Genomic DNA, 14,191 nt, shown 5'->3' on the forward strand with positions numbered 1-14,191 from the left:
CGCCGGCGCGACCGGACGACTTTAAGTTAATTCCAATTAGCCCTACTGTCCACGGGCTTCTCCCACCCTACGGACGGGAAACCGGTTCCGATCGCGGCGATGCCGACCCCGCCGTCACCCCTCGTCACCGACACGGTCACCCATGCGACCGAAGCCTCGTTCGACCCTTTTCACCAGCAGGTATGTCGATCAACAGCGTCGCCGCAAGCTCCACGTGCGCCCATCGGAGACACCCCGTGACCAAAAACCCCGCCGCCCCCCACCTTTACGCAAGGGATGGACACAGCGCCTATTGGAGATTAACTTTGCGGCGTCCGGGTGATGCTCTCCCCGGCGAGCGAAGGGTCTGTGAACCGTGTACCGAACCGGGTCCCCATCCATCGGAGGCGACTCCCCGGCCTCCTTGTCCCCGTACGCCTCGTGCGGTCTCGTCGACTTCCTCGGCCTCGAACCGACGGACGAGCCGGACGGCTTCCGCGGCCGCTGCCACGCGGGGATCCCCGGCCAGGCATACGGCGGCCAGGTCGTCGCGCAGGCGCTGGCCGCCGCCGGGCGCACGGTCGATCCGGACCGGCCCGCCCACTCCCTGCACGGCTACTTCCTGCGGGCGGTGAAGCCCGGGAGAAGCGTCGTGTACCGCGTCGAACGGCTGCGGGACGGCCGGCGGTACAGCTCCCGGCGGGTCACCGCCTCCCAGAACGGCGCGGTCGTCTTCACCCTCTCCGCCTCCTTCAAGACCCCCGAGAAGGACGAGCCGGAACGCCGGCCCCCCATGCCCGTCGTGCCGCCGCCGGAGGAGGTCCCGGACGCCTTCGAGTTCTGGGCGCGGCACGACCCCGAGCGGCACCGGGAGGCCGGGCACGCCCAGGTGGTCTCTATGCGCGTCGTCCCCCCGCCGCCGGGCCCTCCCGCCGGAGGGTCCGGCGGGAACGGGCAGGACGTCTGGTTCCGCACGCACCGGCCGCTGGCCGACGACCCGCTGCTGCACCTCTGCGCCCTGACCTACCTGTCGGACCTCACGCTGGGATCGACGTCGGCGCTGGACTTCGAGGACCTCTACCCGCTGCGGCAGGGGCCGTCCGAGGCGGTGCTCGCCTCCCTCGACCACGCGGTCTGGTTCCACCGGCCGTTCCGGGCTGACGAGTGGCTGCTCTTCACCCAGCGCAGCACCTCCGCCGGCGACGGGCGCGGTTTCAACACCGGCGAGTTCTGGACCAGGGACGGCACGTTGATCGCCTCCGTGGCACAGGAGACCGCCCTCCGCCGCCGCCCGCCCCGCTGAACCCGCCGCGTCCCGGGCCCGGGCGCCCCCGTACGACGAGAACTCAAGGGACGAGCCGCCCCCGCCGATCGTGGGCCAGGGGCCCCGTACCCCCGCCTCCGCAAGAAAGCGAGCACCTCATGGGACAGCTGGACGGCCGCGTCGCGGTGATCACCGGCGCCGGCAGCGGCCTCGGCCGCGAACACGCACTGCTCCTCGCCTCCGAGGGCGCCCAGGTCGTGGTGAACGACCTCCACGGCGCCGCCGCGGTGGTCGAGGAGATCACCGCGGCGGGCGGGGAGGCCGTGCCCGTCGAGGGCAGCGTCGCCGACCTGGAGGTCGGCGAGCGGCTGGTGACCGCCGCGGTGGAGTCCTTCGGCGATCTGCACGTCGTGGTGAACAACGCGGGCGTGGTCCGCGACGCCATGGTGTGGAACATGACCGAGGAGCAGTTCGACCTGGTCCTCGACGTGCACCTCAAGGGCGCGTTCGCCGTCACCCGCGCCGCCGCGCGCCACTGGCGCGCACGGGCCAAGGCCGGCGCGACCGCCGACCGATCGATCGTCAGCACCACCTCCTCCGCCGGACTCCACGGCAACGTGGGCCAGTGGAACTACGCGGCGGCGAAGGCCGGACTCGTCGCCCAGACCCTCACCGCCGTCCTCGAACTCGGGCGGTACGGCGTGCGGGCCAACGCCATCGCGCCGATGGCCCGCACCGCGATGCTCGCCGGCAACCCGGGCTTCAGCGCCGCCGTCGCCGCGCCGGAGGCGGAGGGCGCGCTCGACCGCTACCACCCGAAGCACGTCTCCCCGCTGGTCGGCTACCTCGCCACCGCCGACTGCCCCTTCACCGGGCAGGTCTTCTCGGTGACCGGCGGCCACGTCGGTCTGTACGCCGGATGGTCGCTCACCCACCAGGTCGACGCGGACCGGCAGTGGTCGGTGAAGGAGCTGGCCGAGGAGCTGGGCTCCGACGCCTTCCCCAAGTCGATCCCGGTGAACCGCCAGCGGCTCCTCCCCGTCGACGGCTCCGCACACTGACCCACCGGTCCCGGCGACGTCGGACTCCTCCGCGGCGTCCGCAACGCTCGACCGTTCGGGACCGGCGTCACCGCCGACACGTCCTTGCGTACCGCCACGCTCGACCGTTCAGCCCCGGCCGCCCCACGGACACGTCCGTGGGGTCCGCCTCGCTCGACCGTTCTTCCCGCACCACCCCTCTCCCTCCCCCCTTCCCCCGTGGCCCGCCGAAGCAGCCGGGCCGTCCCTTGGAGGCTGTCGTGCACCTCACCCAGTCCCTGCACCGTGCGCTCCAGCAGGCACCGGACCGACCCATGACGATCTGCGGCGACCGGGTCCGCACCACCCGCGAGGTGGCCGACCGGGTCTCCCGGCTGGCCGCCGCCTTCCAGGGCCTCGGCGTCCGCGAGGACGACCGGGTGGGCCTGCTGGCGCTGAACTCCGACCACCACCAGGAGTTCTTCTTCGCGAGCTGGTGGACGGGCGCCGTCGCGCACCCGCTCAACACCCGCTGGTCGCCCGCCGAGATCGCGTACGCCCTGACCGACTCCGGCACCGAGGTGCTGCTGATCGACGACACCTTCGCGGCGCTGGGCCCCGAACTCCTTGAGCGGGCGCCCGGCCTGCACACCCTCGTCCACTGCGGCGGCGGACCGACCCCCGACGGGATGCTGGCCTACGAGGAGCTGATCGCCGGCTTCGAGCCGGTGCCGGACGTCCGGCGGGGCGGCGACAAGGTCGCCTTCCTGCTCTACACCGGCGGCACCACGGGCACCCCCAAGGGGGTGATGGTGACGGACCAGGGCCTGCAGACGTCCATGATGAGCTCCCTCATCATGACCCAGGCCGCGCTCCCGGGCGGCGTCAACCTGCTGACGGCGCCGCTCTTCCACATCGGTGCGCTGACCGGCTGGTACGCCCAGAACCTCGTCGGCGGCACCCTGGTCTTCCTGCCGAACTTCACCCCCGAGGGCGTCCTCGACGCCGTCCAGAAGCACGGGGTCACCACGACCACCTTCGTGCCGGTCATGGTCCAGACGGTCTGCAACCACCCGGACTTCGCGACGTACGACACCAGCAGCCTGAAGCGGATCACCTACGGCGGCGCGGGCAGCCCGGAGAGCCTGCTGAGGCTCGCCATGGAGTGCTTCCCCCAGGCCCGGTTCACCCAGGGCTACGGCATGACCGAGACCAGCGTGCTCACCGTGCTCACCCACGAGGACCACGTGCGGGGCGGACAGCGGCTGCGCTCGGCGGGCCGCGCCACCCCGGGCATCGAGATCTCGGTCTTCGGCCCCGACGGCAGACCGGTGACGAAGGGAGAGGTCGGCGAGATCGTCACCCGGGGCGAGCACGTGATGGCCGGCTACTGGGGCAAGCCGGAGCTGACCGCCGAGGCGCTGCGGGGCGGCTGGATGCACACCGGCGACGGCGGCTACCTCGACGAGGACGGCTATCTGTACATCGTCGACCGCCTCAAGGACATGATCATCACCGGCGGGGAGAACGTGTACTCCGCCGAGGTCGAGAACGCCCTCGCCTCCCACCCCGCGGTGGCCTCGTGCGCCGTGATCGGCGTCCCCGACGAGCACTGGGGCGAGCGCGTGCACGCCGTGGTCGTGCTGCGGCCCGGGGCGACGGCAACCGCCGAGGAGATCCGGGCGCACGCCAAGACCCTGATCGCCGGCTACAAGGCGCCGCGCAGCGTCGAGTTCGTCGAGACGCTGCCCCTGTCCCCCGCCGGAAAGATCCTCAAGCGGGAGCTGCGGAACGCACGCGCCGACGGCTGACCCCCTTTTTCCTCCCCCACCTCTCCGCTGCACGCAGAAACGAGACCCCATCATGAAGCGCACTGTCTACGACGAGGACCACGAGGCCTTCCGGTCGATGATCCGGGAGTTCGTCTCCAAGGAGGTAGTCCCCCACTACGAGGAGTGGGAGGACCGGGGCATCGTCCCGCGCGACCTGTTCCGCAAGCTCGGCGACCTCGGGGTGACCGGCTTCGGCATCCCCGAGGAGTACGGCGGCCCCGGAGAGACGGGCTACAAGTACCAGGCGATCATCACCGAGGAGAGCGCCCGGGCGGCCGTCATGCTCGGCCACTACGGCCTGAGCACCGGCATGGTCCTGCCCTACCTGCTGACGCTGGCCACCGAGGAGCAGAAGCGGCGCTGGTTCCCCGGCATCGTCAGCGGCGACCTCATGCTGTGCATCGCGATGACCGAACCCGGCGCCGGCTCGGACCTCGCGGGGATCCGTACCCACGCCGAGTTGTCCGACAACGGCCGGCACTACGTCCTCAACGGCGCCAAGACCTTCATCTCCGGAGCCCGCAACTCCGAACTGTGCGTGGTCGTCGCCCGCACCTCGCCGGCGCGGCCCGAGGACCGGCGCGGCGGCCTCAGCCTGCTCGTCGTCCCGACCGACAGCGAGGGCTTCGGCTACGGACGCAAGCTCCAGAAGATCGGCCTGAGGTCCAGCGACACCAACGAACTCTCGTTCATGAACGTCAAGGTGCCGGTGGAGAACCTCCTGGGCGAAGAGGGCAACGCCTTCTCCTATCTGGGCCGCAACCTCGTCAGGGAGCGCCTGGCCGTCGGCGTCGACGCCACGGCGCGGGCCGGCGCAGCCATCGAGTTCACCAAGGCCTACGTCAAGGAGCGCACCGCCTTCGGCAAGCCGGTGGCCGCCTTCCAGAACACCAAGTTCGTCCTGGCCGAGTGCGCCACCGAGGCCGAGGCGGCGCAGTCCCTGGTCGACCGCGGCATCGAGCTGGAGGAGACCGGGGAGCTCACCCCCGCCGACGCCGCCCGGATCAAGCTCTTCGCCACCGAGGTGTGCGGCCGGGTCATCGACAAGTGCCTCCAGCTGCACGGAGGTTACGGCTACATGCTGGAATACCCGATCGCCCGCCTCTACGCCGACGTCCGCGTCAACCGCATCTACGGCGGCTCCAACGAGGTGATGAAGACCATCATCGCCAAGGACCTCGGCCTGTAGGCCGGGCCGGAGACACCGACATGAGGGTTCACCAGCAGCTCGCGGACGCGCTGCTCGATCACGGCGTCGACACCGTCTTCGGGCTGATGGGCGACGCCAACATGCTCTACCTGTGCGACTACGTGGAACGGGGCGGACGCTTCGTTCCCGTGGCCCACGAGGGCGGAGCGGTGGGAATGGCGGACGGCTGGTCGCGGACGACCGGCCGGGTGGGCGTCGCGTCCGTCACGCACGGGCCGGCGGTCACCAACGCCGTCACCTCCCTGGTGGAGGCCGTCCGCAACCGCAGCCGGGTCCTGGTGCTGACCGGGGACACCCCGGCCGAGCCGACCCACTTCCAGCGCCTCGACCTGGCGGCGGTCGCCACCCTGGCCGGCGCCGGCTACGAGAAGGTGCACCGGCCCGGCAGTCTGCTCCGCGACCTCGACCGGGCCCTGCGGCGCATCGTGGCGGAGGACCGCCCGATCCTGCTCGACCTGCCGATCGGGCTGGTGCGCAAGGAGGCGGCCCCCGGCGGCCCCGTGTCCCGCCCGCTCCCGCGGGCCGCGGGGGCACCCGACCAGGAGCGGCTGGACGCCGCTCTCCGGGTGATCACGGGCGCGCGGCGGCCGATCGTCCTCGCCGGACGGGGCGCCGTCGCAGCCGGCGCGAGGGAGGCGCTGATCGCGCTGGCCGAGAAGCTGGCCGCCCCGACGGCCACCACTCTGCTCGCCAAGGAGCTGTTCCGCGACCGCCCCGGCGACCTCGGGATCTTCGGCGGCCTCGCCCACGAGGCGGCCGCGGAGGTCGTCGAGGAGGCGGACTGCGTCATCGCCTTCGGGGCCCGGCCGGACGCGTTCAACAGCGCGAACGGCCGGCTGCTCCGGGGGAAGCGGATCGTCCAGGTGGACAGCGATCCGGCCGCGTTCGGCTGGTTCGCCCCGGTCGACGAGGCCGTCCCCGGCGACGCGGCGACGGTGGCGACGGCGATGGGGGAGGCGCTGTGGGTCGCGGGGCACAAGCCCCGCCAGGACTGGCTGGAGACGGTACGCGAGCGGCTCGCCGGGCAGCGGGCGGGAACCGGCTTCCGCGCCGCCTCGCGCGCCGGCACCGTCGACGTGCGGACCGCCGCGATCCGCCTCGACGAGGTCCTGCCCAGGGAACGGGTCGTGGTCAGCGACATCGGCAGGTTCGCGATGGGCGTCTGGCCCCACCTGCGGGTCCCGCGCCCCGGGAACTTCGTCTGCATGGGCGCCTTCGGTGCCATCGGCCTGGGGCTGGCCGGAGCCGTCGGCGCGGCCGTGGCCCGCCCCGGTGAACTCACCGTCCTCGTGGTCGGCGACGGGGGGTTCATGATGAACGCGGCCGAGTTCACGACGGCCGTCCGGCAACGCCTGCCCCTGCTCGTCGTGGTGCTCGACGACGGCGCCTACGGCGCCGAGCACGTCAAGCTCCGCCACTTCGGGGCCGATCCGGGCCACTCGCTGACCGCCTGGCCGGACCTGGTGCCGCTCGCGGAGGCGATGGGCGGGCGTGGCACGACCGTGCGCCGTCCCGAGGACCTCGACGCGCTCCGCGAGGTCGTACGGAGCCTCGACGGGCCGTTCCTGGTGGACGTCAAGCTCGACCCGGACGTCGACGTGGTCTGAACCCGAGGGTGGTTCCGGTCCCCGGCCGCCCCCGGCGCACTCGCTGCGCCGGGGGCGGCCTCTTCGCGTACGCCCGGGCCGACCGCGGACGGCCCGGCACCGGGCCGGGAGACCGCTTCCCCGGGCGCTCCACCGGCGTCCGTCCCCGTCTCTCCGCGCGTTCCCCCCGGCCCGTCCGCCCGGCCCGGCGGCCCCCTCGTGTGCCCCGTCAACGGAAGAGCGGCGGATTCCTGTGCGGGCGCACACGTTCCCGGACGGCGACCACATACCTCCTGGTCACCCGTGGACTCCCGTCGACGGCGATCCCCATAATCCAGCCACCGACCGGCTCACGGCCGGTGGCCGACCGTGCGGCGTCCGGTCCGGGACGTCCTCCACGCCTCCCGGCGCCGACACGGCTCTTCGCCTCCTCCCCTCCCCGCGGCACCGCGGCGCACCGGTCCCTCCGCCGGAAGAGCGCCCCCTCCCCCGGTCCGGGGTCCTGCCACTCGTCGAAAGCGTGCGCTCATGAACGCCTCCCCACCGTCCCTCCCTCCCCCGGCCGCACTGGAGGTCGACGACCTCACCGTGGTGTACGGGGGCTCCGTACGCGCTCTGGACGACGTCTCCCTGCGGGTGCCGGGCGGAGCCGTCGTGGCCCTCCTGGGGGCCAACGGCGCGGGCAAGTCGACGCTGCTGCGCGCGATCTCCGGCACGCTGCCGCTCCACGGCGGCTCCGTCCGACGCGGCACGGTCGCCTTCGGCGGCATGCCGCTGACCGGCCGTCCCGCGGCCGACGTCGTCGCCGCCGGAGTCGTCCAGGTGCCCGAGGGGCGCCGGGTCTTCACCGCGCTCTCGGTGGAGGAGAACCTGCGCGCCGGGCAGTTGGGGCCGGGCCGGCACGGCCGGGCCGCGTACCGGGAGACCCTGGAGCAGGTCCACTCCCTCTTCCCCGTCCTGGCCGAGCGCAGACGGCAGGCCGCCGGGCTGCTCTCCGGCGGAGAGCAGCAGATGCTGGCCCTGGGCCGGGCCCTGATGTCGCGCCCCCGGCTGCTGCTCCTGGACGAACCCTCGCTCGGCCTCGCCCCACAGGTGGTCGAGCAGATCGCCGGCATCGTGCGGCGGATCCACGAGCGGGGCGTGGGCGTGCTGCTCGTCGAGCAGAACGCCGCGCTCGCGCTGCGGCTGGCCGACGACGCCTATGTCCTGGAGGTCGGCCGGGTCCGGCTGTCCGGGAGGTCCGTGGAGCTGTCCCGGTCCGACGAGGTCCGCCGGCTCTACCTCGGCGAGCGCCCGGACGAGGACGGGGATGAGGGCGGTGGACCCGAGGCAGGGGCCGTGACGGTCGCCGCGGGGCCCCGGACGCTGGGCCGGTGGGCCGGATGAGCCGCTTCTCGCTCTTCCCCGTCCGGCTTCCGTCCCTCCCCGCCGGGCGCGCGCCCGGCGTCGGCGCCGAGGCGCCGGAGGTCCCGGCCCTGACCGTCGAAGGGGTGACCGTGCGGTTCGCCGGGCTCACCGCGCTCGACGGGATCGGCTTCACCGTGGCGCCCGGATCCGTCCACGCCCTCATCGGGCCCAACGGGGCCGGCAAGTCCACCACGTTCAACGTGCTGTCCGGCGTCTACGGGGTGAGCGGGGGCAGCGTGCGGTTCGGCGGAACCGAACTGACCGTCCTTGGGCCGCACCGCATCGCCTCCCTCGGCGTGGCCCGGACCTTCCAGAACATCGTCCTGACCGCCGGCACGGTCACCGACAACCTGATGCTGGGCCGGCACACCCTCACCCGTGCGGGCTTCGCCGCGACGGCCCTGCGGCTGCCCGGTGCCGTCCGCGAGCAGCGGCGGCACCTCGAACGGGTCCGGGAGATCGGCGCGTTCGTGGGGCTCGGCGCCGTCCTCGACGCACCGGTCGCCCTGCTGCCGTACGGCGACCGCAAGCGGGTCGAGCTGGCGCGCGCCCTGTGCATGGAGCCGCGGCTCCTGCTGCTCGACGAGCCGGTGGCCGGAATGAACACGGCCGAGCGCGCGGGCATGGCACGGACGATCACCGAGATCAGGGACGCCCTGGGCATCTCGATCCTGATCGTCGAGCACGACATGGGCATGGTCATGCGGCTCGCCGACGAGGTGACCGTGCTGGACTTCGGGCGCCGGATCGGCGGCGGAACCCCGGAGCAGGTGCAGCGCGACCCCGCCGTCGTCCGGGCCTACCTCGGCACCGGCGGCGACGAGGGTGACCAGGGGACTCCCGACGAGGGGACTCCGGACGCCAGGCCCGCCGACCACGGGACCACCGACGACGGAACGCCCGCCGACCCGGCCACGGAGGAGACCCCGTGAACACCCTGCTGCAGACCCTCTTCAACGGACTGGCGCTCGGCTCCGTCTACGCGCTGATCGCCCTCGGCTTCAGCCTCGTCCACAAGGCCTCGCACGTGGTGAACTTCGCCCACGGCTCCCTGCTGCTGCTCGGCGGCTACCTGGTGACGGTCCTCCACGAGTCCCTCGGGTTCCCCGTCGCGGTGGCCGTCGCCGCCGTCGGCACCGGGGCGGCCGCGATGCTGGAGGCGCTGGTCCTGCGCCGGCTGCGCCGCTCCGGGGCGGCCGTGCCGACGATCCTCACCATCGGCGTGGACATCCTGCTGCTGACCGAGCTCGCCCGGCGCATCGGCGGGGACGTCCTGCGCTCCGGCGACCCCTGGGGCGCCGCGGTGGTCTCCGTCGGCGGCATCACCGTGCCCCAGACCCGGATCGCCTGCCTGGTGGTCACCCTCCTCCTGGTCGGCGCCTTCTTCACCGCCTTTCGCTGGTCCCGGTGGGGCCTCGCGATGCGCGCGATGTCCCTCGACGAGGAGGCGGCGGCCCTGATGGGCGTACGTGCCGACCGACTCCGCATGACCGCCTGGGCGCTCGCGGGGCTGATGGCCACGGTCGCGGCCGTCTTCCTGGCCGCCTTCCCCACCCCCGGCCTCGACCGGACCACCGGCCACATCGCGCTCGCCGCGTTCCCCGCCGCCGTTCTCGGCGGGCTCGGTTCCGTCGGCGGCGCGCTCCTCGGCAGCCTCGTCGTGGGGATGGCCGAGGCCGCGGCGGTCGGTTACCAGCAGCACCTCGACCTGCTGGGCGGCGGGCTCGCCGACATCGTCCCGTACCTGGTCATGGTCCTGGTCCTCATGGCCAGACCGCAGGGCCTGCTCGGATCCAAGGAGCTCACCCGTGTCTGACGCACCGTCCTCCTCTCCCGCCTCCCTCGTGGCGGGGCGCGCCACGGGCGTCCTCGCACGCCTGCGGAGCGCCCCCGGCAGGCCCGTGGCGCTCGTAGCGCTGCTCGTGCTGCTGGCCCCGCCGTTCTACCTCGACGCGTTCTGGCTGCAGACCGGTCTGTTCGCGATGGCGGCGGTGGTCGCGGCGCTCGGTCTGAGCCTGCTGTCCGGCACGGCGGGCCAGCTCTCCCTGGGCCATTCCTTCTTCCTGGCGGTGGGCGCCTACGGCTATGCCTGGTTCGCGGACGCCCCGCGCACCAAGGGCGGCCACACGCTCACGGGCCTGTCCCTTCCGCCGTCGCTCGCCTTCCTGGCCGCCGTCCTGCTCGCCGGGGCCGCCGGGGCGGTCTTCAGCCCCCTCTCGGGACGTCTCCGCAGCATGTACCTGGGCGTGGCGACGCTGGCCCTGGTCTTCATCGGACAGCACGTGCTGGTGAACGCCACGCCGGTCACCGGCGGCTTCAACGGACGCTCGGTGCCGCCGATGGAGTTGTTCGGGCTCTCGCTGTCGGACGCCGGCGACGGCCTCACCGTGCTCGGCGTGCCGTTCGGCGGGCTGGAACGGCTGTGGTACTTCGGCCTGGTGCTGGTGGTCGCCGCCTACCTGGGGGCGCGGAACCTGCTGCGCGGCCGGCCCGGCCGGGCCATGGGCGCCCTGCGCGACAGCGAGGTCGCGGCGGCGGTGATGGGCGTGCCCGCCACCCGCTTCCGCGCCGCGGCCTTCACCGTCTCCTCCATGTACGCCGGTGCGGGCGGCGCCCTGCTGGCGCTGGCGTACCAGCGCATCGTGCCGGACACCTTCGGGCTGACCCTCTCCATGGACTTCCTGGCGATGCTCGTGATCGGCGGTCTCGGCTCGGTCGCCGGGGCGGTCGCGGGCGCGGTCTTCGTCACCGTGCTGCCGCAGCTGCTCACCCACTACGCGGACGCCCTGCCCCTCGTGGTCGCTCCGGGGTCCCCGGAGCCGGGGCTGGGTTCGGTGGACGCGGCCCGCTACCTGTACGGCGCGGCCCTCGTCCTCACCCTGCTGTTCCTCCCCGGCGGGCTGGCCTCGCTGCCCCGCCCCTCCCTGCCGCGGGTCCTCCGGGGCCCGCGCACGCCCGTCCTCCCCCAGCCGCCCGCCGCGACGACCGCCGGCGGGAACACCCTCAAGGAGCCCACCTCATGAACCGCACACACCTCGGCACCGCCGCCGTCACCGCCTCCCTCGTGCTGACGCTGGCCGGCTGCAGCGGGAAGGCCGGATCCCCCGCGGACGACACGAACGCCGGTGGCGTCAAGACCGGTCCCGGCGTGACCGCCACCGCCATCAGAGTCGGCATCATCACCGACCTGACCGGTGCGGCGGCGCCCCTCGGCAAGCCCTCCCTCCAGGCGACGCAGCTCTACGTCGACCAGGTCAACGCGGCGGGCGGCGTGTGCGGCCGCACACTGGAGCTCGTCGTCCGCGACCACGGCTTCGACGTGCAGAAGGCGGTCGCCGCGTACGCCGAGGTCCAGCCTCAGGTCGCGGCGCTGGGCTCGCTGCTGGGCTCCGCGCAGACGGCGGCGCTCCTCGACTCCATCGAGCGCGACGGGCTCGTGACCATGGTCGGCGGCAGCGCGGCCTCCAGCCTCGGGCACGAGCACATCCAGGTGATGAGCACGACCTACGACCTCGACATGATCAACGGCGTCGACTGGCTCGTGCGGACGCAGGGGCTCAAGGCCGGTGACAAGGTCGGACTGGTCCACCAGCCGGGCGAGTACGGCGAGAACGCCGCCGAGGGCGTGCGGTTCGCGGCGAAGAAGGCCGGGCTCGACCTCGTCGTGCAGTCCGTCAAGCCCACCGAGACCGACATGACCGCGCAGGTGACCGCCCTCGGCGCCGCGAAGGTCAAGGCGATCGTCTTCGCCGGGACCCCCGGCCAGACCGCCTCGCTCGTCGGCGTGGCCGCCGCCGGCGGCCTGAAGGTGCCGGTCCTGGCGCACGCCGCCGCCTACGTGCCGCAGCTCCTCGCCACCCCGGCGAAGCCCGCGCTGGAGAAGATGCTCTACGTCACGGGCGGCGTGCCGGCGCTCAGCAGCGACCTGCCGGGGGTGAAGAAGCTCGTCGCGGACTACCGCGCGAAGTACCCGAAGGAGGAGCTGAACGTCGGCGTCCAGGTCGGCACGACGAACGGGGCGGTGCTCGTCGAGGCGCTCAGGGCGGCCTGCGCGGCCGAGGACCTCAGCCGGGCCGGCATCACGGCCGGGCTGCGCACCCTCAAGGGCTTCGACAAGGGCATGGGCGGCGTGCTGGACTTCTCCGACCCGGCGAAGTCGCCCAGCCGCAAGAGCTACGTGCTCCGGCCGGCGGCCGGTCTGCCGGGCGGTCTGAAGACCGTCCAGGACGGCACCGAGGTCCCGGCCGTCGCCGAGTACCTGGCCGCGCGCGGCTGACGCCCGCCCGTCACCCCGTCCACCGGCACGAACGGCCCCCGCGGCTTCCCCCGCGCGGGGCCGTTCCCGTGTCGTCGTCGAGGGGTGGCCGCGCATGACGCCGGGCGCCCTCACCGGGGCGGGGGAGCCTCGTCACGCGGTGCCGTGCAGCCGGTACGCGTCGAGGGCCAGCGCCAGGTCGATGAGGTCCCGCGGACGGTCCAGACGGCGTCCGGTGAGGCGTTCCAGCCGGCGCAGCCGGTTCAGCACGGTGTTGCGATGGCAGTACAACAGGGTGCCGGCCTGTCCGGCGGAGCCCTGGCAGTCCAGCCAGACCTCCAGGGTCTCCATGAGGATCCGCCGGTCCGTCGCCTCCAGTGCCATCACCTCGCCGAGGGTGCGGGTGATGAGTTCCTTCGCCAGGTCGGGCCGCGACAGGACGAACCCGGCGGACATGCGGTCCTCCAGGGCGGCCAGTTCGCCGTCCCGCGTGCAGGTGCCGAGGGCGAGCTCCGCGAGCTCGCGGGCCCGGCGCAGCTCGGCCAGACCGTCCACGACCGGGCTCAGGCCGCCCCGGACGCCGGGCCCGACGGGCACGACCTCACGCAGCTGCTCCAGCGGCCGGTCCCGCAGCAGCGCGACCACCACCTGGCCGTCCGCGTAGGGGCACCAGTTGAGCTGGATGCCGCCGGCCTCCTGCCGGACCGGGGCCTCAGGGGGCCGCTCCGCCGCCGCCCCGGCGAGCCGGACGACGGCGTAGCGTCCGGCGAGCGGCAGCTCAAGGATGACGGCGGCGCCCGACAGGTCCACCGGGTCGCTGTGACCGCGCAGGAGCGCCTTCAGGGCGGGTAGGAGTTTGCGCGCGTCGTCGCGGGTGAGCCCGGCCGTGCGCTCCCGGTGCGCCTCCTTGAGGAGATTCATGTCCCGCTCGACCCACCGCCAGAAGTCGTTCGCCGCGTACACCAGCAGCTGCGCGTCCTCGGCGTTCTCCGCCAGGACGGCCTCCACGAGGCCGTCCCAGATGACCGAGGCGCCGATCCGGTACGCCTGGGTGACCGCCAGCAGCGGAATGCCCTGGGCCGCCCTCCTGCGGCCCACCGCCCAGGCCCGTTCGCCGGATTCGGCGAACCGCTCGGGGTGGGCGAGCGAACCGACGGCGACCTCCAGTGCCACGTGGGTCGACTGGGCGACGTCCGGTGGGGCGAGCAGGGGGCTCGAGTAGTGCACGATCTCGGCCCGCAGTCGGGGGAGCGCCTTGTCGACCAGGGTGGAGAGCCTGCCGAGAAGGGTGGTGGCGGCTCTCTGGAGCACGGTGTCGACCTGGGTGGGGTCACCGTCCGCGCCCGGCCGCCCGGGCGGCCGGGTGCCGTCGTCCCCGGGCGGCGCGGGCCGGCCGGGGGCGGCGGCTCCGATCGTTCCGTACCGCGCTGTCTCCAAGGCCACCTCCATTGCTCACGGCTGCCGACTCGCAGGTCCTGGCATTCTTGGCCATGACACGGACAAAGACCAGGCCCGGTCACGGGCTGGTCCGCTCCGGCGCGGAGACGTCGGGCCGGGGCGTGGGAGCGCGGCCGTCCGGGTGTGGGCCGGCACAGGCCGCGCGCCGGAAGACTGTGCCCCGTCACCCGATGGACCCGCC

11 protein-coding genes are annotated in these 14,191 nt (G+C 73.4%); 10 read left to right on the forward strand and 1 reads right to left on the reverse strand.

Features of this window, described 5'->3' with window-relative positions:
- The first annotated feature begins 355 nt into the window (after positions 1 to 355).
- The 10 genes from ACE1OA_RS02960 to ACE1OA_RS03005 all read left to right on the forward strand — a co-directional run bounded on the left by ACE1OA_RS02960 (position 356) and on the right by ACE1OA_RS03005 (position 12,573).
- Positions 356 to 1,282: an acyl-CoA thioesterase gene (locus ACE1OA_RS02960; protein WP_432752191.1), complete on the forward strand. Its 927-nt coding sequence runs from the start codon at positions 356 to 358 to the stop codon at positions 1,280 to 1,282.
- Positions 1,283 to 1,401: 119 nt separating this feature from the next.
- Positions 1,402 to 2,304 (forward strand): SDR family NAD(P)-dependent oxidoreductase, encoded by a 903-nt coding sequence (locus ACE1OA_RS02965; protein WP_432752192.1) that lies wholly within the window; start codon positions 1,402 to 1,404, stop codon positions 2,302 to 2,304.
- A gap of 239 nt (positions 2,305 to 2,543) precedes the next feature.
- Entirely contained in the window at positions 2,544 to 4,073 is a 1,530-nt protein-coding gene (locus ACE1OA_RS02970) for an acyl-CoA synthetase (RefSeq protein ID WP_386546258.1), read from the forward strand.
- 52 nt (positions 4,074 to 4,125) lie between these two features.
- Positions 4,126 to 5,283, forward strand: a complete 1,158-nt coding sequence (locus ACE1OA_RS02975) for an acyl-CoA dehydrogenase family protein (RefSeq protein WP_386546260.1) — start codon at positions 4,126 to 4,128, stop codon at positions 5,281 to 5,283.
- Positions 5,284 to 5,303: 20 nt separating this feature from the next.
- Positions 5,304 to 6,911 carry a thiamine pyrophosphate-binding protein gene (locus tag ACE1OA_RS02980; RefSeq protein WP_432752193.1) on the forward strand — a complete coding sequence of 536 codons (1,608 nt, stop codon included), beginning with the start codon at positions 5,304 to 5,306 and terminating at the stop codon, positions 6,909 to 6,911.
- Positions 6,912 to 7,418: 507 nt separating this feature from the next.
- The gene (locus ACE1OA_RS02985; RefSeq protein WP_432752194.1) at positions 7,419 to 8,276 is read left to right on the forward strand and encodes an ABC transporter ATP-binding protein; all 858 of its coding nucleotides are present in this window, start codon (positions 7,419 to 7,421) and stop codon (positions 8,274 to 8,276) included.
- Positions 8,273 to 9,229, forward strand: coding sequence for an ABC transporter ATP-binding protein (locus ACE1OA_RS02990; RefSeq protein WP_432752195.1), 957 nt, complete (start codon positions 8,273 to 8,275; stop codon positions 9,227 to 9,229). The genes ACE1OA_RS02985 and ACE1OA_RS02990 overlap by 4 nt, the downstream gene beginning before the upstream one ends.
- Complete coding sequence (locus tag ACE1OA_RS02995) at positions 9,226 to 10,113, forward strand: branched-chain amino acid ABC transporter permease (RefSeq protein WP_432752196.1); 888 nt, start codon at positions 9,226 to 9,228, stop codon at positions 10,111 to 10,113. The genes ACE1OA_RS02990 and ACE1OA_RS02995 overlap by 4 nt, the downstream gene beginning before the upstream one ends.
- Positions 10,106 to 11,320, forward strand: a complete 1,215-nt coding sequence (locus ACE1OA_RS03000) for a branched-chain amino acid ABC transporter permease (protein ID WP_432752197.1) — start codon at positions 10,106 to 10,108, stop codon at positions 11,318 to 11,320. Before ACE1OA_RS02995 ends, ACE1OA_RS03000 begins: the two co-directional genes overlap by 8 nt.
- On the forward strand, positions 11,317 to 12,573 hold the full coding sequence (locus ACE1OA_RS03005) for an ABC transporter substrate-binding protein (protein WP_386542228.1): 1,257 nt from the start codon (positions 11,317 to 11,319) through the stop codon (positions 12,571 to 12,573). Before ACE1OA_RS03000 ends, ACE1OA_RS03005 begins: the two co-directional genes overlap by 4 nt.
- Positions 12,574 to 12,705: 132 nt before the next feature.
- Here ACE1OA_RS03005 and ACE1OA_RS03010 read toward each other — a convergent pair whose 3' ends face one another.
- Positions 12,706 to 13,989, reverse strand: coding sequence for a helix-turn-helix domain-containing protein (locus ACE1OA_RS03010; RefSeq protein ID WP_386542229.1), 1,284 nt, complete (start codon positions 13,987 to 13,989; stop codon positions 12,706 to 12,708).
- Positions 13,990 to 14,191 lie beyond the last annotated feature (202 nt).

The organism is Streptomyces sp. JL2001, from assembly GCF_050917515.1.
Lineage (GTDB): Bacteria > Actinomycetota > Actinomycetes > Streptomycetales > Streptomycetaceae > Streptomyces.

Excerpts from the sequence above, each read along its gene's own strand:
- ACE1OA_RS02965 (WP_432752192.1), top strand. The coding sequence starts at position 1,402 with ATGGGACAGCTGGACGGCCGCGTCGCGGTGATCACCGGCGCCGGCAGC.
- ACE1OA_RS02975 (WP_386546260.1), top strand. The coding sequence starts at position 4,126 with ATGAAGCGCACTGTCTACGACGAGGACCACGAGGCCTTCCGGTCGATG.
- ACE1OA_RS02980 (WP_432752193.1), top strand. The coding sequence starts at position 5,304 with ATGAGGGTTCACCAGCAGCTCGCGGACGCGCTGCTCGATCACGGCGTC.
- ACE1OA_RS02985 (WP_432752194.1), top strand. The coding sequence starts at position 7,419 with ATGAACGCCTCCCCACCGTCCCTCCCTCCCCCGGCCGCACTGGAGGTC.
- ACE1OA_RS02990 (WP_432752195.1), top strand. The coding sequence starts at position 8,273 with ATGAGCCGCTTCTCGCTCTTCCCCGTCCGGCTTCCGTCCCTCCCCGCC.
- ACE1OA_RS03005 (WP_386542228.1), top strand. The coding sequence starts at position 11,317 with ATGAACCGCACACACCTCGGCACCGCCGCCGTCACCGCCTCCCTCGTG.